The organism is Aminobacterium sp. UBA4987 (assembly GCF_002396985.1).
GTDB classification, from domain to species: Bacteria; Synergistota; Synergistia; order Synergistales; family Aminobacteriaceae; genus Aminobacterium; species Aminobacterium colombiense.
Window position 1 is genome coordinate 64,898 of the sequence record NZ_DGZF01000008.1, and the last position, 21,955, is coordinate 86,852.

The 21,955-nt window shown below is 44.3% G+C and carries 22 protein-coding genes; 11 read left to right on the plus strand and 11 right to left on the minus strand.

The features are described 5' to 3' along the window. Positions 1 to 13: 13 nt before the first annotated feature. From B2U56_RS03765 to tpiA, 11 genes are all read left to right on the plus strand, one after another. Positions 14 to 1,240 (plus strand): molybdopterin molybdotransferase MoeA, encoded by a 1,227-nt coding sequence (locus tag B2U56_RS03765; protein WP_286952411.1) that lies wholly within the window; start codon positions 14 to 16, stop codon positions 1,238 to 1,240. Next, complete coding sequence (locus tag B2U56_RS03770) at positions 1,234 to 3,141, plus strand: substrate-binding domain-containing protein (RefSeq protein ID WP_286952413.1); 1,908 nt, start codon at positions 1,234 to 1,236, stop codon at positions 3,139 to 3,141. The genes B2U56_RS03765 and B2U56_RS03770 overlap by 7 nt, the downstream gene beginning before the upstream one ends. Then, positions 3,129 to 4,106 (plus strand): GTP 3',8-cyclase MoaA, encoded by a 978-nt coding sequence (gene moaA / locus B2U56_RS03775; protein ID WP_286952415.1) that lies wholly within the window; start codon positions 3,129 to 3,131, stop codon positions 4,104 to 4,106. The genes B2U56_RS03770 and moaA overlap by 13 nt, the downstream gene beginning before the upstream one ends. Positions 4,107 to 4,112: 6 nt before the next feature. Then, complete coding sequence (gene moaC / locus B2U56_RS03780; protein WP_286952417.1) at positions 4,113 to 4,604, plus strand: cyclic pyranopterin monophosphate synthase MoaC; 492 nt, start codon at positions 4,113 to 4,115, stop codon at positions 4,602 to 4,604. Continuing rightward, positions 4,601 to 5,416, plus strand: a complete 816-nt coding sequence (locus B2U56_RS03785; protein ID WP_286952419.1) for a MogA/MoaB family molybdenum cofactor biosynthesis protein — start codon at positions 4,601 to 4,603, stop codon at positions 5,414 to 5,416. Before moaC ends, B2U56_RS03785 begins: the two co-directional genes overlap by 4 nt. Then, complete coding sequence (rapZ, locus tag B2U56_RS03790; protein ID WP_286952421.1) at positions 5,406 to 6,296, plus strand: RNase adapter RapZ; 891 nt, start codon at positions 5,406 to 5,408, stop codon at positions 6,294 to 6,296. The genes B2U56_RS03785 and rapZ overlap by 11 nt, the downstream gene beginning before the upstream one ends. Beyond that, complete coding sequence (locus B2U56_RS03795) at positions 6,296 to 7,408, plus strand: gluconeogenesis factor YvcK family protein (protein ID WP_286952423.1); 1,113 nt, start codon at positions 6,296 to 6,298, stop codon at positions 7,406 to 7,408. The genes rapZ and B2U56_RS03795 overlap by 1 nt, the downstream gene beginning before the upstream one ends. A 7-nt stretch (positions 7,409 to 7,415) precedes the next feature. After that, positions 7,416 to 8,312, plus strand: a complete 897-nt coding sequence (whiA, locus tag B2U56_RS03800) for a DNA-binding protein WhiA (protein ID WP_286952425.1) — start codon at positions 7,416 to 7,418, stop codon at positions 8,310 to 8,312. A 66-nt stretch (positions 8,313 to 8,378) separates the two neighbouring features. Next, positions 8,379 to 9,398 carry a type I glyceraldehyde-3-phosphate dehydrogenase gene (gap, locus tag B2U56_RS03805; RefSeq protein WP_286952427.1) on the plus strand — a complete coding sequence of 340 codons (1,020 nt, stop codon included), beginning with the start codon at positions 8,379 to 8,381 and terminating at the stop codon, positions 9,396 to 9,398. 3 nt (positions 9,399 to 9,401) lie between these two features. Further along, entirely contained in the window at positions 9,402 to 10,595 is a 1,194-nt protein-coding gene (locus B2U56_RS03810; protein ID WP_273015499.1) for a phosphoglycerate kinase, read from the plus strand. Positions 10,596 to 10,697: 102 nt separating this feature from the next. Further along, on the plus strand, positions 10,698 to 11,510 hold the full coding sequence (tpiA, locus tag B2U56_RS03815; protein WP_213700262.1) for a triose-phosphate isomerase: 813 nt from the start codon (positions 10,698 to 10,700) through the stop codon (positions 11,508 to 11,510). A gap of 411 nt (positions 11,511 to 11,921) precedes the next feature. Here the strand turns inward: tpiA and rsfS are convergent, their stop codons facing one another. The 11 genes from rsfS to dxs all read right to left on the minus strand — a co-directional run bounded on the left by rsfS (position 11,922) and on the right by dxs (position 21,946). Then, the gene (gene rsfS, locus B2U56_RS03820; protein WP_286952430.1) at positions 11,922 to 12,281 is read right to left on the minus strand and encodes a ribosome silencing factor; all 360 of its coding nucleotides are present in this window, start codon (positions 12,279 to 12,281) and stop codon (positions 11,922 to 11,924) included. A 19-nt stretch (positions 12,282 to 12,300) separates the two neighbouring features. Continuing rightward, on the minus strand, positions 12,301 to 13,575 hold the full coding sequence (locus B2U56_RS03825; protein WP_286952497.1) for an LCP family protein: 1,275 nt from the start codon (positions 13,573 to 13,575) through the stop codon (positions 12,301 to 12,303). Positions 13,576 to 13,580: 5 nt separating this feature from the next. Continuing rightward, positions 13,581 to 14,228, minus strand: coding sequence for a nicotinate-nucleotide adenylyltransferase (gene nadD / locus B2U56_RS03830; RefSeq protein ID WP_286952432.1), 648 nt, complete (start codon positions 14,226 to 14,228; stop codon positions 13,581 to 13,583). Between the two features lie 19 nt (positions 14,229 to 14,247). Continuing rightward, positions 14,248 to 15,564 carry a GTPase ObgE gene (obgE, locus tag B2U56_RS03835; protein WP_286952434.1) on the minus strand — a complete coding sequence of 439 codons (1,317 nt, stop codon included), beginning with the start codon at positions 15,562 to 15,564 and terminating at the stop codon, positions 14,248 to 14,250. Between the two features lie 110 nt (positions 15,565 to 15,674). Next, complete coding sequence (gene rpmA, locus B2U56_RS03840) at positions 15,675 to 15,956, minus strand: 50S ribosomal protein L27 (RefSeq protein ID WP_013048242.1); 282 nt, start codon at positions 15,954 to 15,956, stop codon at positions 15,675 to 15,677. Continuing rightward, entirely contained in the window at positions 15,956 to 16,282 is a 327-nt protein-coding gene (locus B2U56_RS03845; protein WP_013048243.1) for a ribosomal-processing cysteine protease Prp, read from the minus strand. The genes rpmA and B2U56_RS03845 overlap by 1 nt, the downstream gene beginning before the upstream one ends. A gap of 26 nt (positions 16,283 to 16,308) precedes the next feature. Continuing rightward, positions 16,309 to 16,620, minus strand: coding sequence for a 50S ribosomal protein L21 (gene rplU, locus B2U56_RS03850; protein ID WP_013048244.1), 312 nt, complete (start codon positions 16,618 to 16,620; stop codon positions 16,309 to 16,311). A 116-nt stretch (positions 16,621 to 16,736) separates the two neighbouring features. Further along, positions 16,737 to 18,389 carry a DNA repair protein RecN gene (locus B2U56_RS03855; RefSeq protein ID WP_286952437.1) on the minus strand — a complete coding sequence of 551 codons (1,653 nt, stop codon included), beginning with the start codon at positions 18,387 to 18,389 and terminating at the stop codon, positions 16,737 to 16,739. A gap of 5 nt (positions 18,390 to 18,394) precedes the next feature. Next, positions 18,395 to 19,276 (minus strand): NAD(+)/NADH kinase, encoded by an 882-nt coding sequence (locus B2U56_RS03860; RefSeq protein WP_013048246.1) that lies wholly within the window; start codon positions 19,274 to 19,276, stop codon positions 18,395 to 18,397. 20 nt (positions 19,277 to 19,296) lie between these two features. Next, a complete protein-coding gene (locus B2U56_RS03865; protein WP_286952499.1) occupies positions 19,297 to 20,112 on the minus strand; it encodes a TlyA family RNA methyltransferase in 816 nt (271 codons plus the stop codon). Then, positions 20,081 to 21,946: a 1-deoxy-D-xylulose-5-phosphate synthase gene (gene dxs / locus B2U56_RS03870; RefSeq protein WP_286952438.1), complete on the minus strand. Its 1,866-nt coding sequence runs from the start codon at positions 21,944 to 21,946 to the stop codon at positions 20,081 to 20,083. Before dxs ends, B2U56_RS03865 begins: the two co-directional genes overlap by 32 nt. Positions 21,947 to 21,955: the final 9 nt, after the last annotated feature.

Here is a 21,955-nt window from a genome sequence, read left to right on the forward strand (position 1 = left end):
AAGGAGAAAGGAAATGTCCGGTTTTGTTGAAAATTTAACAGATCGGTTAGAAAGCATCCTTAAAGTATCTGAGGTCCTACGTTTCCCGTGGGACCTTTCTTTTGACCTTCTAAATATTGAGCAGTGTCTAGGTGGCTTCCTTGCCGAAGATATAATATCTTCGATAGAATCTCCTCCTTTCACAAGAAGTTTACGGGATGGTTATGCAGTCCTAAGTGAAGACATTTCAGGGGCAACTTCTTCTTATCCAGTCTATCTGAATTTGATTGGTGAAATTCCTATGGGAAAGGTGCCGGACAAGGTTCTTAATCCAGGGGAAACTATGGCTATTCATACGGGAGGAATTTTGCCAAAGGGCGCTGATAGTGTAGTTATGCTCGAAGATACAGCAGCAAGCGGCCCTTGGATAGAGGTTCGCAAAGGGGCGCAGAGGGGAGAAAATGTAATTTATAAAGGGGAAGAAATTTCCTTGGGAGAAAAAGTGCTTTGTCGCGGCGACAGAGTATCTTTTAAAACCCTGGGCATTCTTGCTACCATGGGGAAAATCCTAGTGCCTTGTCTGAACCTTAAAATAGGCATATTTAGCACGGGGGACGAAATAATGGAGGCTAAAACAGATCCATTGCCCCCCGGGTGCATTCGAGATGTAAATAGCTGGGTACTTTGGTCTTTTCTCAAAGATCAGGGGTATGATGTGACATCTTTAGGAATTATACGAGATACAAAAGAGGCTTTACAGAACGCTTTATATGAAGCTCTTCATGCATTTGACGTGATCCTCATTAGTGGAGGTTCTTCAGTGAGTGTCAGGGATTATTGTTCTGAAGTGCTCGAAACGTTGGCAACACCAGGATTAATTGTACGAGGGGTTCGAATGTCGCCAGGCAAGCCTGTTTTAATAGCAGGCTCATTAAAAGAGAAGAAATTAGTAATGGGACTCCCAGGTCACCCTCTTTCCTGTATGGTAGCGGCAAAAGTTCTGCTTATTCCCCTTCTTGACCTTATTGCAGGAAGAATATCCAAGAAAAGCGCATTTTCCTTAGAGACAACAACTGATATCATAGGGTGTACAGGTATAGAAAAATTTTATCCCGCAGCGCTGCGGAATAATCGGGTTGTTCCCATCCTGGCTAAATCAGGGTATGTAGGAGCCCTAAACCATTCAGATGGACTTATTCGTTTGGGTGAGGAGGTAGAAACAGTTCGCCAGGGAGAAAGGGTGGAGTTCATACCATGGTGAAAGAATGGAGGGAACATGTTTCCATTGAAGAAGCATGGTTGGTTTTTAGACAGAATTTCTCTTCTCTTCACAAAAAGAACAATGTCCCCGTAGATGAGTGTACAGATCTAATTCTAGCAGAGGATGTTTTTTCGAAGAGGAATGTACCTCATTTTAGCGCCTCAGCTGTGGATGGTTACGCTCTTTCTACTAAAAAGACAGCAAATGCGTCTTCGGCAACGCCAGTGTTTCTTGATAGAGAGGAATACCAGTGGATTAATACTGGGATGGCTGTGTCTCTTGAATATGACGGAGTCTTAATGGTTGAGGATTCCTCTGTGAAAGACGGGAAATTAGCCGTATATAGAACTCTTTCAATGGGAGATAATATTCGTCCAGTAGGGGAAGATGTGACATGTGGACAAATAATAGCCCGTGCCGGAGACAAAATTTCTCCTGCATTAGCGGCACTCTTTCTTGCGTCGGGGTATTCTTTCGTTCCTGTGTGGAGCAAACCTAGAACACTGTATATTCCAACTGGTGATGAAATAGTTTCTGGCAAGACATGGTTAAGTGAGGGAGCAGTCTGCGGAAAGGTAGTAGAGAGCAATTCTACCATGTTGAAAGCTTATTTCCACCGTTGGGGATTTCCCCTCGACGTAACAGATCCACTGCCAGATGACCCTCAAATCATCCGCAAAAGCATTCTCAATGGGGTGGAGGATTATGACCTTCTTCTTGTAGGGGCAGGTTCCGCTAAAGGAGAAAAGGACTATACATCGACTATCCTTTCTGAAGAAGGCACCATGCTTTTCCACTGGCTTTTGATGAAACCAGGGCGTCCAGCAATGGCAGCGAAGGTGAAGGGAAAACCTGTGGTAGATCTTCCTGGATTTCCAATGTCAACAGCTGTTGTTTTATGGACCCTTGTTTTCCCCCTCCTCCAGCTTTTAGCAGAAGGGAATTTCGATGAAGCCACAGTTTTTAAACAGGCTATGGGTGCGGAAACAGAAGAAACAATGAAGCTTCTGACTCCCTGTTCGTCTGTACCCGGCCGAAATGAATGGCTGCGGATAAAGGCAATAGCCTTGCAGGGAGAGAAAAGGGTATTTCCTCTCTCGTCAGGCTCTAGTACCATGTGGACCATGTCCGAGGCAGATGGTTTTGCCCTTTTGCCCAGGCCTGTGGCAGAGTGTCCGGCTGGAACGAACTTAAAAGTATGGCTGACTCGCAAAATAGATTGGACTCGCCGTCTTCTTTTTCAAGGATCGAATGACCCCGCTTTTGAACGTCTGGGATCCTATGTGCATAAAAGGGGTGGTGAGCTTATCTATCGTTCAGTAGGAAGTCTTGGCGGTCTGTCTGCATTGGCAAGGGGAGAGTGCCATATTGCCGCTTGCCACCTTCTTGATCCAGAAAAAGGATCGTATAACGACACATACATTGAAAAACTTTCTAACGGGAAGCAGTGGAAACGTCGCTTGCTCTTTTACAGAAAACAGGGGATCCTAGTGGCACCTGGTAATCCCCTTCATGTTTTTACTGTTGAAGACCTGGCAGAAAAAGGAGTTAGATTTATAAATCGTCAACCAGGGGCGGGCACTCGTGTGCTCCTCGATGTTCTTTTGCAAGAAAAGGGGATAGCTGTTTCTGATGTTAATGGATATTCAATTCAGGCTACTACCCATTTCGATGCCGCAAATCGTATTGCTTCGGGGGTAGCAGATGCTGCACTGGGCATTAAGGCTGCTGCTGATGCTCTCGGCCTTGATTTTATTCCTATAACAGAAGAGCCTTACGAGCTTGTTTACCCCCAGGAATATGAAGACCATCCATGCATTCAGGCTCTTTTGGATGCCCTGGACGATCCAGAGTGGAGGCGGGACGTAGATAAGTTAGGGGGATATCGATGGAACTCCTGAAGGATTCCTTCGGTCGAATCCTGCATTACATTCGTATTTCAGTAACAGATCGCTGTAACTTCAGATGTCAGTACTGCATGCCTCGTGAAGGCATTAAGTGGATCGACCATAGCAATATCCTTCGATATGAAGACTTATTATTCCTTTGTAATGTCCTTGCCAATATGGGAGCAGGCAAGCTTCGTTTTACTGGCGGGGAGCCTTTTGTAAGAAAGGGGTTTCCTTTATTCCTTAAAAAAGTGCGAGAGGAATTCCCGCAGGCGGCCCTTTCCGTTACTACCAATGGGTCAATGCTTGCATCTGTAGCAGATGATATTTTATCCCTTAAACTTGAAAGTATAAATATAAGTCTTGATACCCTGGACCCGCAAAAATTTAAACTCATAACAGGCACCGGCAACGTTCAGGATGTTATTCGGGGAATCAGGTCAGTAGCCATTCATAGCGACACTATAGTGAAACTCAACACCGTATTGATAAATAGGTTTAACGAAGATGAGATAGGCGATCTTTTATTATTTGCAGAGAGGGAAGGAGTATTGCTTCGTCTCATAGAGTTTATGCCCCTTCATGGGGATGTTTGGAATTACAACCGTTTTATTTCTGCAGATGACATCCTTTCATCCCTTCCGGATGCAAACAGTTGGCGGGACGACACCTCAGAAAGTAAAGATAATGCAGGTCCTGCCCGCTATCTAGTGAATACTCTGACAGGGCAACGTCTTGGAGTTATAGCTGCGGTAACCCATCATTTTTGCGATACATGCAATCGTCTCCGCATAACGGCTACAGGGCAAGTTCTACCATGTCTTTTTAGCCAAAAGGGGGTTAACATTAGCAATGCATTACGAGAACGGGATGAAGAAATGGTAAAAAAGGGTATTATAGAGGCAATTAAGATGAAACCCCGACGATGGCTTGATATGGAGTCGGGAGATGAACATATGTCTCGGATTGGAGGGTAATTTGACATGGAGCCATTTTCCCACCTTGATGACCTTGGACACCCGCGAATGGTCGATGTTGGCGGAAAAGAAAGGACTGCACGCGAGGCTCTTGCCGAGGGAGTGGTTTTATTGCCTCAAACTATTCGAGACGCCCTTCTTTCGGGAACCACAGATAAGGGAGATGTAATGAAAGTTGCGGAAGTTGCAGGAATAATGGCTGCAAAAAAAGCTTCGGAACTTATCCCCCTCTGTCATAATATAAGTCTTGACAAGGTAGAGATCCACTGTGAGCTGTTGCCTAAAGAAAACAGGATTAAGATAACGTGCAATGCGGCTTCGAAAGGTGTAACTGGAGTAGAAATGGAAGCTCTTACTGGCGTAATGGCAGCAGCCCTCACAGTTTATGATATGTGTAAAGGCATAGATAAGGGTATGGTGATACAAAATGTGCGATTGCTTCATAAAATTGGGGGCAAAAGTGGAGATTATAGGGTTTCAGAGGAGGAGCATGAATGAAACTTCTCGGTATTTTGAGTAATGAGGATCGGCGTGAGTATGGAATATGCTATGTCAACAAGCGAGGAGATGGTCAATCTTCTGTTAATGGGAACCTGGCCACTCTTTTCATAGTAAAGCCAGGAGATATGCCTGCTTATGAAGGTGCGGCCTGTATCTTACGGGTCTCCCTTCTTAAAGATCTGGAGATAGGGAATTTGTTGGCCGTTGCAGAAAGTGACGTGTTGCTTCGTATAGAAAGACAACACGCCCCTTCTCAGTGGGAACTTTCTGTGCAGCAAAGTGGTTTTATTTCTGTATCTTCGGAAATAGAAACATGGAGATCTCTGCGTGTTGGTGTTTTAACGGTGAGTGATAAAGCAAGTCAGGGTTTAAGGGATGACACTGCTGGTCCTGCTTTATCCAGAGCGGTAACTCTCATTGGCGGCATCGTAGAGGAACAGGCCATTGTTCCCGATGAAAAGGAAACCATAGAAAAAAAACTCCGCCACTGGGTCGACCAGAAGGATCTTCATATTATTCTGGTGACAGGAGGCACAGGTCTATCAGAGCGAGATGTAACGCCAGAAGCTCTGGAGGCCGTAGCCCATAAAAAAATCCCGGGAATAGGGGAGTTTATGCGAAGTCGTACGGTTTACTATACACCTCGGTCTATTCTTTCCAGGGGGCTTGCTGTAACAAGAGGGAAAAGCCTGATTATTGCTGTTCCTGGAAGTCAGAAGGGGGCTCTTGAGTGCTTTGAGGCCGTTGTCCCAGTGCTGAGACACGGCGTTGAAATACTACGAGATTGGGAGAAGGAATGTGGACATTAAGAATAACAGAGTTCGCCGGTGTCTTATTATTACAGGGATGTCAGGAGCCGGAAAATCGACGGTATTGAACATCCTGGAAGATCAGGGGCTATTTGCCGTTGATAATATCCCTCCAGCATTGTTGCCGCAGCTTCTGGAGCTCCTTTCCCAACATCGGGCGGCAGTGCAGGAAGGACTTGCAGCCGTTGTCGACGTTAGGGGGGGACGGCTTCTTAACGACCTTTTTTCTGTCGTTGATTCTCTTAAAGGGACCATCCCTCTTGTACAGGTTCTTTTTCTGGATTCCTCTGATGAAAGCCTAGTACGGCGTTTTGAAACAACAAGAAGGAGACATCCGCTGGGAGACCATATACCTGTTCTCGAGGGCATCCAGAAAGAAAGAGTCTTATTGGCTCCAGTGAGGGAATATGCTGATGTGGTACTTGATACATCTGGGCTCTCCATACGAGATCTCAAAGATCGTCTTATAGCTGAATTTATACGGACTGAAGCTATTGCGTCCGTAGTATTCTCGTCCTTTGGTTTCAAATACGGGATTCCACAGGATAGTGATTTCATGCTGGATGTGCGATTTTTAGTGAACCCTCACTATATTCCTCTACTCAGCCATCTAACGGGAAAGGATCCCGATGTCCAAAGCTATATTTCAACCCCTGAGGAAACTCGCCTATTTCTTGCCCGTTGTTATGAGTTTTTGGATTTTCTCATTCCTGTCTACCTTTCATCAGGGAAATCACCCTTTCATATAGCTGTGGGTTGCACCGGCGGCCAGCATCGCTCAGTAGCAGTGGTGGAGTGGCTTTCTGAATATTATAGTAAAAAGGGCGTGCGGTGTGTGGTAAGGCACAGGGATATAGAACGAGGCCAGGTGGGAGACTAATGGATTGGCGCATAGCATATCTCCTAGGATTAATCACAGCTTTTCTAACCTTGTTTGTTCTCTCTTTTAAAAATAGGAAAGTAAGTTTTTTTCGCCCTTCTCCTAAAAAAGATGTTATGGCAAAGGCAGTAGAGTATAGACTGTCCATGGGGCCTCACATTGTAGCTGTTGGCGGTGGAACGGGACTTTCTACCTTGCTTTTGGGGCTTAAATCTTTCACAAGAAACATTACAGCAGTAGTGGCTGTCACAGATGAGGGAGGAAGTTCCGGCCGATTGCGGCAGGAATGGGGCGTTCTCCCCCCAGGAGATGTTCGAAACTGTATTGTTGCCCTGGCAGAAAATGATAATGCCCTTCGCAATATTCTTGATTTTAGATTCGATAGAGGAGATCTTTCCGGCCATAGCCTTGGGAACCTCATCCTTTTGGCAGTTACAGAGCTTTCCGGCGACTTCCGTGTTGCCGTAGAAGAAATGAATCATCTTCTCGCCATTCGAGGTAAGGTCTTACCGGTAACAACTGAGGCAGTTTCCCTTATAGCTGAAACAGTGGACGGGCAGCTATGCCGTGGGGAACTGCAAATTTCTTCCTGCGGAAAAAATTTGAAGGATATATGGCTTGAGCCACGAGACGCCCGGCCACTTACTGATGTGATACGGGCCATAGAGGAAGCAGATCTTATTGTTATGGGGCCAGGAAGTCTCTTTACCAGTGTATTGCCGAACTTGCTTTTGCCGAAAGTTGCCCAGAAAATTCAGGAATCGCCTCTTCCCAGAGTTTACGTTGCCAATCTCATGTCTCAGCCAGGAGAAACAGATGGAATGAATATACTGCACCACTTAGAATGGGTTGAAAGAGCGGTGAAGGCAGTTCCGGATTATGTGGTGGTCAATAACGGGTCGATACCGGAAGCCCTCCTTCAGGCCTATCTCAATGAAGGAGCGGTTCCATTATATTTAGATGAATCTCAACGGGAAAGGATTCTGGAAAAAGGCTGTCATATTATTGAAGGAAATTACGTTAAGGTCTATGAAGAATCTGTGGTCCGCCATGATGGGCAGGGCCTTTCAGAAACTCTTATGAGAATATGCAGAGATTTGAAAGAAGTGTAGCCACGCCATGAAGAGCATTAGTGAAACGATGTGGGACGAATGGGTTTTCTCTCCTGTTTCCAGTACAAATGCAGATTCAGAAGTAGCAGGAGTCCTTTGGGGACTTATGCCTGCGTCACCTGAATTTTTAACAAAGGAACGATTAGTTGTCCTTTCAGGGCGGCGACTATGGGTATTCCGGCGTTTAAGAAGAATCTGGTCCCATTCCCGATGGGGGCAGAGAGTTGAACTGCCAACGATCCTTAACGTTCCAGCCAGTTTTAAGGGAAACGTAACTCTTTCCATTCCCCAAACACTAATAGCTGAAGTTGTTGTCTGGGGAGAGAACGCTAAAAGAAAAAATGATTGGGCATGGCTGCGGGGAGTATGGGGAAATTGCGGCTCTTTATATGTGCCTAAAAGCGGATATTACCTTGCCTTCCGCTTCAGGTTCTATAGATTGATGGACATGGTCTTATCCCTTTTGAAAAACAAATATTTCCCCATGGGCAAGCGTATGGTGGACGAACAATATGAATTGCTTTTACGAGATCAGGAGAAAATTGTTACATTGCTAAGTAACTTTAAACTTTTTGATACATCTTTGAAATTAGAGGAAAAGGCCATTGTTCGGGCTATGCGTGACAGAGCGAATAGACTTGTGAATTGCGATGCTTCCAACATACGAAAAACTCTTGAGGCTGCTGAGTGGCAGCTTGAAATAGCTAAAGTCTTTCAGAACGAAAAGGTCTGGGCGACTTTGCCAGAACCTTTGAAAGAGCTTATAGAAACACGGATGCAATATCCTAGCGCGACTTTGACAGAGTTGGGACAATTACTTTCAAAACCAGTGAGTAAAAGTACTGTCAAATACCGTTGGCAAAAGCTAAAGGAAATGGCTGAGCAATTGCCTCACGGTATATAATAAGTTTCGAGAAATAATATTTTATTACAATTTATTACAATGTATATATAGAAAGGGTGCTGCATAATGAAGAAGGTTAGAGTTGCTATCAATGGTTTTGGCCGCATTGGAAGACTTGCTTTACGTGCTATGTATCAATATGACCAGGAGGGTCTTTTTGAGATAGTGGCGACAAATAGCCGTACAACCCCCGAACAGAGGGCTTATATGTTTAAATACGATTCCATCCACCGCCGTTTCCCCGGCGAGGTTCAGGTTGATGGAGACGATCTCATCGTCAATGGCAACAGGGTAAAAGTTCTAGCCCATAAGGATCCTTCTGAATTGAACTGGGGCGATCTTGGAGTTGACATCGTGATAGAGTCTTCAGGCATCTTTAAGGATCTCGAAGGAGCTCAGACACATTTAAAAGCGGGAGCAAAAAAAGTTGTTATTACAGCGCCGGGAAGTGGAGAAGGGATCCCTACTTTTGTCATGGGCGTTAATGAAGGTCTTTATGACCCTGAAAAGGATCATGTGGTCTCAAATGCATCATGTACCACAAACTGTCTCGCTCCTGTGGCAAAGATCCTCAACGAAGAGTTCGGCATAGTCCGAGGCCTTATGACAACTACCCATGCCTATACAAATGACCAGAAATTGATGGATTCTTCCCATAAGAAACTCCACCGCGGCCGAGCTGCAGCTCTCTCCATGGTTCCCACATCTACTGGAGCAGCTAAAGCGATTGGACTTGTCATTCCTGAGCTCAAAGGCAAGTTGAACGGCATAGCCCTTCGTGTTCCCACTCCTGACGTTTCAGTTGTAGACCTTGTTGCTGAACTTAACAAAGAAGTATCAGCCCAGGAAGTAAACGAGGCGGTGAAAAAACGAGCAGCAGGTGACATGAACCATTATGTGGTGTATGAAGAAGACGATCTGGTCTCCTCTGATTTTATCGGAGATCAGCACTCTTCTATCTTTGCAGCTCGGCATACCATGTCTATTGGCAACATGGTAAAAATCTTGGTCTGGTACGATAACGAGTGGGGCTACACCTGCCGTTGTATTGATCTTGTAAACTATATGATCAAGAAAGGGCTGTAAGGAATGAAGCTACGAGAATTCTCTCGTCAAGATGTAGAAAATAAAAAGGTACTCATGCGGGTAGACTTCAATGTTCCTTTAAAAGATGGGATAGTTACTGACGTGACAAGAATTAATGCTCACGTTGCCACTATTCGCCAACTTCTTGATTGGGGAGCAAAAGTTACCCTTGTTTCTCACTTAGGACGCCCGAAGGGTAAAAGGGTTGATTCCCTGTCTTTAAGCCATGTTGTAGAAAAGATTGAGAGTGCCTTGGGATGCCCTGTGACTTTTGTAGATGACGTCATTGGAGAGAAAGTAAAAAACGCGGTAGACTCTGCCCCTGCTGGTACGGTCATTCTTTTGGAGAACTCCCGGTTTTACCTAGAAGAGGAAAAGAACGATTCTGATTTTGCAAAAAAACTCGCACATCCCTTTGAAGTATTTGTAATGGACGCTTTTAGCGCTTCTCATAGGGCGCATGCTTCAACAAGAGGTGTAATGGAATACCTTCCTTCCTTTTCCGGGCATCTCATATCCAGAGAGATTGAAATGCTCAGTGCTGTAAGCGAGGCCCCTGAGAAACCTTTTGTATTGATTCTTGGTGGAGCGAAAGTATCAGATAAGATAAAAGTAATTGACCACCTTCTCACTAAAGCGTCGGCAATTCTTATTGGCGGCGGCATGGCCTATACTTTCCTTGCAGTTCAGGGTAAAAATATCGGACATTCCCTCTATGAAGAGGACAAGGCAGATTTTGCTCGTCAAATGCTGAATAAAGCCAAAGAGATAGGCGTAGATATTGTACTTCCAGTGGATACAGCTGTGGCTGATTCTTTAGAAAGTGATGCTCCCAGAAAAGAGGTTTCTGTAAATGAGATTTCTCCTTCTGATATGGGGCTTGATATTGGCAAAGAAACAGCCGCTTTGTTTGCTTCATATATTGAAAAGGCCAAAACGATCCTTTGGAACGGTCCCATGGGCGTATTCGAAAACCCTGTTCTTGCAGAAGGAACCCGTCTTGTTGCAGAAGCGGTAGAAAAATGTACAAAAAATGGTGGTGTAACTGTAGTGGGTGGCGGGGATACGGCCTCAGCTGTCAAGAAATTAGGATTTTCAGAAAAAGTAACTCACGTTTCGACCGGGGGCGGCGCAAGCCTGGAATTTTGTGAAGGGAAAATATTGCCCGGCATTGAACCTCTATTAGAAACACAATAAGCGAAGGCCAGATAAAAGATAGATCGCAACTAGAGGAGACGGGAAGCCAAAAGCTCCCGTCTCAATTTTAAAAGAAGCTCAAAAAGGAAGGAGTTTTTTCCTGTGAAAAAGATATTTCTTTTTGGAAACTGGAAAATGAACAACGGCCTGGAAGAAACGAAAATATTCTTTAAAGATCTCACCGCGCAGATATGTGAGGACGCAGTCATTTGTGACCAGCTGGAAAGAAGTTTTTTAGAGGTTTGTATTTTTCCACCTTTTACTTCACTGTATGTAGGCTCAGAAATTCTTGCTCAAAACGTTAAAAAAGGGATTTTTCTCGGGGGACAAAATGGCTTTTATGAAGATAAAGGGGCGTTTACTGGCGAAATTTCACTCCCAATGCTTAAAGAAACGGGATGTAGTCATGTCCTCATTGGCCACAGTGAGCGAAGGCACATAATGGGTGAAACAGACGACCTTATTCATAAAAAATTGCAGGCGGCTCTCCATCATGGTTTAACACCTGTTCTTTGTTTTGGAGAGACTCTTTCGGAGAGAGAGTCCGATTTAACCTTTGAAGTAATAGAGCGGCAAATTCTTAAGGCCGTCAATGGCCTTACAAAAGAAGAGATCAAAAAAACAATTTGGGCATACGAACCTGTTTGGGCCATAGGCACAGGCCGTACAGCCAGCCCTGAAAATGCAGAAGAAGCATGTTCCTATGCCCGCACACTTTTATGTAATTACGGTAATATTGACATTGAAGGGGAGGGACATCGAGACGTCCATATACTTTATGGCGGCAGTGTAAAAGCAGCAAATGTTGCGAGCCTTCTTGAAGAACCTGATATTGATGGAGCCCTTATTGGCGGAGCGTCCATTACAGCAGATTCTATGCTTGAAATTATTCACGAATCACTTCATAGAGGATAAAAAATAATTCACAATATAATTTCATTCTATATTTAATGGAGGTCCAAAATAAAAATCAGGACCTCCATTTTCTTCTTTATGTTTAATACTAAATAATAGATAAAATAAAGGGAAATAAACAGCAAATTACATCTTTTTAGAGGGGGCCTTTGAAGTTTCAAGATAATGCCGGCTAGCACACTTGATTTGATCTTTTGCGCAACATAAGGTACATTATATGACACCATCTAAAACTACGCTCCTTTACTTCTCTCCTCTGGAATAAAATAATCCCTCTCTTTATCTTCAGTATTTAGCTCTTGTAAAAAATAATAAAAAGAGATCCGCAGGTAGTTTACGGATCTCTTTGCTCTTTGAGCTTCAAATTCTACTTATAATTCTTTTAAGAAAAAAATTGAGCTTTAAATTTTATTAGTCAAGATATTCGTATGAATAAGAAGGACAATCTCCCCAGACCTTTTCTAAATGATAAAATTCCCGTCCTTTGCGGCTAAATATATGAATAACAATGTTTCCCGCATCTATCAGGCACCACTGGGTGCTGTTGCGTCCTTCTATAATCGATGACATCCCTTTTTTGTCGAGTGCTTCTTCTGTTGAGTTTAGCAGGGTTCCCATATGAATATCTGAATTGGCCGTCACGAGTATAAAGGTATCTGATATGGTTGATTTTTCCCCAAGATCCATCAGGGTAATATCTAGGCCCCTTTTATCGGCCAGAGCGTCAAGTAAAAACATATATTGGTTCATTAACTCCATTTTATCACTCATTCGCGGATAATCCCTCCCTTTACTGTTTTGTTGTAATGTTCTTTACCCTGTTTAATATTGTATCCTTATCGTGTCCAAGTACAAGCGTTACGTGGGCTATTGTTTCGTTTACTTGTACAAGCTGATTCGAAATACCACAGATCTCTTTGAGTATATTTGCGTTTTGCTGTGTTTCATCGCCCTTTTTGGTCGGGTATTGTATGCTTGAATAATGGTAGTCATAATGTTTGGCATTTCCTACATAGGCGACGTCAATTCCGGCTTTTTGGAAATAGGAAGAAGCTGTCTTGCCTAGTCCCGCTTGCCCGTCTCCGTTAAGAATAGCTATAGGCATATTCAGCTTTTTTACAAGTTCCATTAAGTTCTGTTCTTCTACTGTCTGTATAGCTGCTGTTTGAGTTGCGGCTTCTTCTGCGGCACTTTCTTCTCCAGGCAACGGGCCGCTGAGTAAGGTTGATGCCGCAGCGAGGTCTCCAAGCCAGTAGCTTACATTAGATATATAAGCGGCTTTCCCTGGCAATGTAAAAAATGCCATATTTTGAGTATTTATATCTCGGAGATAGGAAGTCAACTGTACTGCCTGGGTCATTGTCATGTTCGTATTGACGAGATTAAGGATCTCCTTTGCGAAGTCTGGCAGCTTTGGCAGCATCTCTGGTGATTGTACCTTTTTCATGACTGCTTTGATAAATTGCTGTTGTCGCTGTACTCTTCCAATATCTCCCAAGGCATCATTTCTAAAACGTACATATTCAAGGGCTGTCTTTCCGTTCATTTGTTGCAGTCCTTTGGGTATATTGATGAAAAGTTTTCCTGCCTTATCCTGATAGTATAGTCTTTTTTCCACGTTGATCTCTACTCCACCAATCATGTCAACTATTTTAGGGAAGCTTTCATAGTTGACCAATACATGGTAATTAACTGGAAGACCAAGATAATTGATAATTGTTTGCCGTAACAGGTCAGTTCCACCGTAAGCATAGGCGTGATTGAGTTTTTGCCAGCCATGCCCCGGGATTTGTACTCGTGTATCTCTTGGAAGAGACATGAAACGAACTATTTTATCGTCTATGTCAATGGTCGCAAGTCCAATGGTATCAGAACGATGTCCTCCTTCCACATCATCAATGCCTACTACGAGAACATTTATATTCCCAGTTTCCTTGTCATAGGAAATACTTTCTTTTATATGTTCTGGTTGAGGGGCAACAATGTTCTGCAGTCGAAAGAAAACACCTGCTCCTATTGAAAGTACAGCTAAAGTGGCAATTAACGCAATTTTGGTGATTTTCATTCCACTCACCGCCCAATCCTTTTGTATAGACCTTTTTTATAGATATACCGTTCTACAAGCTCCGGCACTAAATAGCGTATGTTTTTTCCGCTTTCAATGCGTTTCCTAATTTCTGTGCTGGAAATGGAAAGAAGAGGCGTTTCAAGAGGTATAACATGTCCTTTAAACTCTTCTGGCAATAGATCAGGAAGTAAACCCAATTTTTCTGTTTGGTAGCCTGGTCTATTAACTGCAACAATCTTGCATAACGTAGGAAGAGTCCTGTATTCTTTCCATGTAGTGATGTTTAGCACGGCATCAAGGCCAGTAATAAAGAAAAATTGAACGCTATCCGGCGCGTACCAATGGCGCATCTCCCGCAACGTGTCTACTGTATGGCTAGACTCTTTGCGGTCAATTTCAATCCTCGACAGTTTGAAATGAGGATTGGCAAGCGTTGCCAATAGTGTCATAGTATAGCGATCTTCCGCTAAGGAAACGCCCTTCATGCGTTTATGTGGCGGATCTCCGGTAGGGACAAATATTACCTCATCAAGACCCAACGCAAAAAAGGTTTCTTCCGCTGCCAGAAGATGACCATAATGGATGGGATCGAATGTCCCACCCATTATTCCTATTTTTCTAGTTCGAATCACATGTCCGTCCAAATTCACAAGTATTGTCCTCCCGCTTTTACTCTTGAACCTGTTCGGGTTGGTATTCGAATTCTATTTCCCCTATAACCACAGTATCTCCTTCTTTGGCACCTTCTTTTTCCAAAAGCTCTTCAATACGATATTTTTTGAGAAGCCTTGCGAAATGATACAACGCGTCGTCTTGTTCAAAATCGTAACGCTTCAGTATTTTTTCCAGTCCTTCATGGATGACTCTGAATCCAGCGTCATCTTCAAGTTTGACAACACGGGCCTTTTCAAATCTTCTTCTTGAAGTTGCAGTTCTTTCTTCTGGGTGTTCCAGAGTTTCAAATAGACGTATCTCGCTGTGAGGCCTGGTATGTTCTCTGCACAGTGCTACGATATTTCCCATAAACTCGGCTATCCCTTCGCCAGTAATGGCACTTGTGTTGTAATAGGGGATATTCCTGGCTTTCATAAAAGACTCTATAGCTGGGGCATTTTCACGGCCTCGCTCTATATCTATCTTGTTGCCCACCACCATATAAGGCCTTTCTAGAAGACTTTCCTTATAGGCTTTAAATTCACTGCAAATGACTTCCCATTGGTAAAGCACATCCTCTGGGGTGCCCACACTTAGGTCAAGAACATGAATAAGAACACGGGTCCGCTCTATATGGCGGAGAAAATATATACCCAGCCCTTTATTCTCGTGCGCGCCTTCTATTAGTCCAGGCACATCTGCGACTACAATTCGATCGTCATCTACCGCAAGGATCCCTAGATTAGGAGAAAGTGTTGTAAAGGGGTATCCAGCTATCTTAGGCCGCGCATTGGAAATTGCGGCCAAAAGACTTGATTTCCCTGCATTAGGAAGGCCTACTAATCCGACATCTGCAATGAGTTTGAGTTCAAGCCGCAGGTTTCTTTCTTCTCCTTCATCGCCTTTTTCTGAGAATCTTGGAACCCTTCTCATAGAGGTTGCAAAATGCATATTCCCTCTGCCTCCCTTGCCTCCCTTTGCTGCTACTACCTGGTCGCCAGGTTCTACAAGGTCGGCGAGTGGTTCGCCAGTATTCTCATCGTATACTATAGTACCACAGGGGACGAGAATAATAAGGTCTTTACCTGTCTTACCGACTTTCTTTTGTCCTTGTCCAGATTCACCATGTTCTGCTCTAAATTTCTTTTCAAATTCGAAGTCAGCTAAGGTATGAATGCCCTCTACTGCTTTGAGAATGATATTACCACCGTTGCCGCCGTTAGCTCCATCTGGGCCGCCTTTTGGGACAAACTTCTCACGGCGAAAGCTAATGCAGCCGTTTCCGCCTCGTCCGGCTCTGACCATAATACGTACTAGATCAACAAATTTCATACTTTACCACCATCCGGTGTTCTAATGAAAAACAAGGGCCGATCTGCAAGGCCCTTGTTTTTATATACAAAATATAAACTTAAATGACATAAAATTTATCGTCATAAGGGTTACATAGTTTCTATAGAAACAAATTTCCTGTCACCTTTTGTATGATATTTCACAACTCCTGCTGAAAGAGCAAAAAGAGTGTCATCCTTCCCGCGCCCCACATTCAAGCCTGGATGGACTTTTGTCCCGCGCTGACGAACAAGGATATTTCCGCCTTTCACTACTTCACCTGCGTATTTCTTTATTCCAAGCCGTTTGCCAATGCTGTCTCGGCCGTTTGTTGTGCTTCCCTGACCCTTTTTATGAGCAAAGAACTGCAGATCAAAAAAATTGATACGCATTATTTTCGCACCTCCATAAATTTAACATAACCGGCATAACTTTCAGAAATTGTCTTTAGAGATAAAACTATTGTTTCAGCCAGCACCTGTATCTCTTTTTTTTCGGTTCTGGGCCACCATATCTTTATGGTGGCGTTTTCTTCATCCACTAAAAAAGAAGCTTTCTCGACGCAGGCCACCTCTTTGATTCCCACTGCTAAAGCTTGAACAAGTGCTGATATTCCTGCACAAACAATGTCACTTCCTGCTTTAGCGTATCCAGAGTGCCCCATTGCTTCCACTGAAACGATCTCCCCGCTTTGTCTTGTAATAGTAATAATTGTCATAACTGTGAGAGATCGTTACGCCTTATCTAGGCGTTGATGGAGTCGATTTTAACTTCTGTAAAATTCTGACGATGTCCCCTCATCCGTCGGTAATTCTTCTTGCTTTTATACTTGAAGACAAGAATCTTTGGGGCTCTTCCGTGCCGAACGACAGTAGCATTTACTGTTGCGTCAGAAAGATAAGGTGTCCCCACCTGAACTTCACTGTCATTAGATACCATAAGAATCTTATCAAAGACCAGAGATGCCCCTTCATCTACGTGAAGGCTTTCGATACGCACTACGTCTCCAGACTCTACCCTATACTGTTTTCCACCTGTTTCTACAATAGCATACATTAAGAAATGTCCTCCTCCCGCTGGGTATGTGTAGGTAGCTTTCGCTTTTAAACCTATCCCAAGCGTTATTTATACATAAGCTTTAGCATTGTACGTTTCTTCGAATAAGAAGTCAACTATTGAGATAGAAGTTTACCGGCATGTTCCTGGGCTTCTAGAAGAGTTGTGTTTCCCGAAAGCATCCTGGCAATCTCAAGTACTCGCTCGTCCTTTTCTATTTCTTTAATAAAGCTTTTATTCTCTTGTCGGGCCACTACAAAGTGTTGTTCAGCTAATGCCGCTATAGTAGCTTCATGGGTGATCAATATTACCCGGCACTTTTCTGCAAGTTCTCTGAGCTTGTATCCGGCTAAGACCGCGGCTTTCCCCCCCAGCCCAGCTTCAACCTCATCAAATACGAGGGTTCCAGGAAGTTGGCTATCAGGAAGGGCCAGTTGCAAAGCTAACAGCAGCCTGCTCAACTCCCCTCCTGAGGCTATTTTCATTACTGGTCCAGGAGGCATCATTCCGCTTGCCATTAAAAACGATATTTCATCAGCACCGGTACTTTTAATCTTGCCAAGGTCTGAGAGGGTTATTGAAAATGTTATATCCTCCATGGCCATGTCCCGGAGAGAATGATTGACGGCCTCTTCAAGGGAACGGGCTGTTCTTTCCCTCTTCTTCCTGAGCTCAAGTGCCAGTCTGCTCGCTTCTCTTCTCAGTTTCTTCGCTTCTGCTCCACTTTGCTCTGAGCGTCGATAGCTCTCATTGAGCCATGTCAGGTTCATTTCAGCCTCTTTGCAATAGTTGGTAAGTTCTTCAAGGGTCCTGGCGCCTGCCAAACGCTTAAGCTTTCGCAGCGTTCCTAATTTATTTTCAATTTCTTCCTGCTCGGCATAAAGATCCGAAAGTGATTGTTCTGATAAAAGAACGGTTAAACTTTGGGAAAGTTTCTGTAAGAAGACAAGGGCGCTGTTCCCCAGCTCTTGATATTTAGAGCCCTTTTCAGTATCAGGGGAAATAATCTGAGTCAACTCGAGGCACAGGTTCTCTATAGAGTCAGTGATGCCCTCCCCAGTTTTTCCTCCTGTTAACCACGCGAGTATCTGCTCTAGTTTGGTATGTTCATCTATGCTTTTAGATATCCTTTCAAGACGTCCCTCCCATATCGCCTCGCTGTTGGGTTCAGGAGAAATGCTCTTAAAGGACTGAAGGATCGAATTGGCATTCTCATATCGATCTATAACTTCCTTTTGTTTCTTTTCTATGGACCGCAGCTCCTTCTCTTTCAACAGAGCATTAGAAAAGACGGAACGTAATTCGTTTTTCAGACAAATTATTTCTTCGCCGCCATAACTGTCGAGTATGTCCCGTTGTCTGTCTGAATCAAGAAGCTCAAGTTGTGCGAACTGGCTTTGTATGCGCAATAGGGGTGCTGCCACTTCATTAAAAAGTGAGAGAGGAAAAAGCTTTCCCTGTATGAAGGTCTTTCCTCGTCCATTTCTTGTAAAGACTCGTTTTAAAAAGAGGTTTCCCTCTTCAGAGCTTATCTCTTCTGGTAACCGAAGGGTTCTAGGGCAGAAAAAAAGGGCAATTACTTCTGCTTCTTCCTCACCGGCCCGAATCAGCTCAGATTGGGCCCTCTTGCCACTGGCAAACTCCAGAGCCCTCACAATGCTGCTTTTCCCCGCGCCGCTTTCACCAGTAATGGCTATAAAACGCCCCTTAAAGTGTAGGTGGGCAGAATCCAGCCCTCCTATATTTCGTAACGAAAGCTCTTCGAGCACCGGCCTCACTCCTTGTTTTCGTTTCGCTCGATACCTTGTCCCCACTTCAGCTTTTCCTGTAGGAGATCAAAGTATGTTCTTTGAGGCAGTGTCACGACATTGACAACTTTATCTCGGGAAAGAGAAAGCTCGATACGGTCACCTGGCAAAATCTCATATCCAAGCTGCCCATCCTGGGTTAGCATAAGGTCACGATGGGTTCCACGAGGGATGAGGCTGATAACGTCATTTTCTCCTACGATAACGGGACGGGCATATAAGGTGTGGGCACAGATGGGAGCAAGCACCATACAAGGAACATGGGGAGGCACAATGGGCCCTCCCGCTGAAAGAGCGTATGCGGTTGAACCTGTAGGAGTGGAAACAATAACGCCATCTGCCGGTAACATATTGAAATAACGATTGTCTATGCGGATTTCTATAGTAATGACTCTGGCAAAGGCCCCTTTGGTAAGAACGAGATCGTTGAGGGCATAGAGCGTATGCTTGCGCCGTCCTTCCCTCCAGATAATTCCCTCAAGGATACGATGCTGCTGCAGTGCGTATTCTTCACGTAAAATCTGTTCCAGGTCAGCTTCGGCTTCTTCTGGTTTCCCGCAAGCTAGAAATCCTAGGTGTCCGAGATTAATACCATATAGGGAAATAGAGTGATTGAGTATATATCGGCTTGCCCGTAGAAAGGTACCATCACCGCCAATAACCACAGCGAAGTCTATTGTGGATTTCCATACGTCGTCAGGAGTCGCTTGCACCCCCAATATGGAAGCTTCGTGGGGTGGAAAGAGAAAAACTATTCCTTTCTTTTTCCCCCATTGAACAAGACGGTTGGCCATATCGAGTGCACCTTTCTTTTGTGTGTTGACGAGCATGCCAATCTTCTTTTCCATCAATTCTCTTCCCTTTCTTCTCAATTTATAAGAGTTCTATGGCTTTCTTCTACTAGTGTATCAAAATCAATGGCATGAGAATTCCCATGCCCATTTTTTTGCAGGTAGAATAAAAACTCTATGTTTCCTTTTGGCCCTTTTATGGGGGACCATGTAGCTCCCTTAAGCCACAACGTTGTTTGTTCTTCTATAAAAAAAGCAACCTCCGTGAGAATATCTTTATGAATTTCGGGCTTTCGAACGATTCCACCCTTACCAAGGCGGTCTTTCCCTGCCTCAAACTGTGGTTTTACAAGACATATTATACTTCCTCCCTTTGAAATAAGACTGTCAACTACAGGGAGGAGGAGCTTCAATGAAATAAAGGAAGCATCAATGGTCACCATGTCCAGAGGCTCATCAAAATGCTCCCGCTGCAAATAGCGGGCGTTAGTTCGTTCCATAACGACCACTCTTGAATCGTTTCGTAATTTCCAGGCTAACTGGCCATAGCCCACATCCACTGCGTAAACTCGACGGGCCCCTCTAGCAAGAAGAACATCTGTAAAACCACCGGTAGATGCTCCCAAATCCATGCAAACCTTGCCTTTCGGATCCACAGGAAAAACCTCGAGAGCCCGTAGAAGTTTATAGGCGCCTCTGCTCACCCATTCACTCTCGTCTGTTCTTATTTCAAGAGGTGCGTCTTCCGGAAGCAAGGTTCCTGCTTTATCTATTTTTTGCTGGGATGAGAAGACCTTGCCTTCCAGAATGAGAGCCTGAGCCTTCGCCCTTGTAGCAGCCAGTTTTCTTTCTACAATAAGTTTATCGACTCTTTCTTTGAGTTTCTTCTTTATAACAATTCACCACTCTCTGATACGTTAAGCCGCAGAATTCTCTTTGAATTGCGGGTGTTCCGTGAGGAACGAAGAGATCGGGGATCCCTAAAGGGAGAACACGGGCTTTAAAAGCGAATTCTGCGCTTCTGGACGCAATGGCTTCGCCTACCCCGCCGAATTTATACCCCTCTTCCAAAATGATTACGAGGTTATCCTTTTGGAGGGTTTTGTCAAGGGTGGTCCAGTCCAGGGGTTTGGCACAGCGAAGATCCATAACAGATGGGGCTGGTACTCCTTCCTCTATGGCCCTTTCCCGGCTTTTTAGGCAAAGATCAATGGTTGCCCCCATCCCTATAAGGGTCCACTCCTTACCATCCATCAGGATTTCACTCTGAAAAGGGGATAATGCCGGCGTTGTCTCATGACGAATTATTGCTTCCGGGGCAATTCCCCTTGAATATCGGATGATTGTTGGCTTATGGTGAGCCAGGCCGAACTGAAAGGCTTTTTCGAGATCTATCCTGTCTCTAGGAATAAGCATATTTACGTTAGGTATAGTTTTGCACCAGGCAATATCAAAAAGTCCCTGATGCGTTTCTCCGTCTTCACCGACAAGGCCTCCTCTATCCACGGCTATGACCACAGGGAGATCTTGAAGGGCGATATCGTGGGCCAGCTGATCCATAGCCCTTTGAAGAAAGGTGGAATAGATGAACACAACAGGTCTGAGCCCGCCGGCCGCCATCCCGGCCGCCATGGTAAACATGTGCTCTTCGGCTATTCCCACATCAAAGAAACGGTCGGGAAAACGGAGGGCAAATTCATCGAGGCGGGTTCCATTCTTCATGGCTGCTGTGAGACAGACTATACGGGAATCCTTTTCTGCCATTGAGCATAATACTTCAGTAGCGGAAGCACTCCAGCTTGTACCTGTAGTTTTTTTTACAAATCCATTTACAGGTACTCCATGATAGGTGTCAGGATGTTCTTCAGCACAGGGAAGCCCTTTCCCCTTTTTCGTCACTACATGGATCAGTACGGACTTATGATAGCTTTTTGCCATTTTAAGAACCGTTTCCATTTCCTCTATGTTATGTCCGTCAAAGGGGCCCCAATAATTGATATCAAGTTCGTCAAAGATATTGTCAGGTTTCACCAGGGATTTTATATGGTCCTTAAATTTAGCCAAAACATTTTCTATTGACTGACCCTGAGGTATAGAGGCGCAGGACTCTTTAATATATTTCTTCAAGCTGTTATATGCCTGGCTAGAGCTTAATTTGGCCAAATGAGATGCAAAGCCTCCAACACGATGGCCGATGGACATTTTATTGTCATTCAGTATGTATATCACTTTGGTATGGGCGTCTTTTGTGTAGTTTAAGGCTTCAAAGGACAATCCATTCAAAAGAGCTCCATCGCCAATGACAGCCACCACATGGTGCTTTTGGTTCTGAATATCACGGGCTTTACAGTACCCTAGGGCAGCGGATAAAGAAGTACTGCTATGTCCAACGTTGAAATGGTCACAGGGGCTTTCTTCACGCTTGGGAAAGCCGCTTATTCCACCCCATTGACGAAGGGTGGCAAACTGATCTTTTCTATCAGTGAGAATCTTATAAGCGTAGGCCTGATGTCCTACGTCGAAAATAATTCTATCTTCAAGGGGGTTGAATTGCCGCAATAGTGCCACGATAAGTTCAACGGCGCCAAGAGACGATGCTAGATGTCCCCCGTTTTTGGTTACAACTCGTATAATCTCTTCCCGTATATCCTGGCATAAAAAATCCAGAGCTCCGCGGGACATATCTTTTAGATCACGATAGTCTGTCAGTTTGTTCAAAATTCGCATGATTTTTGC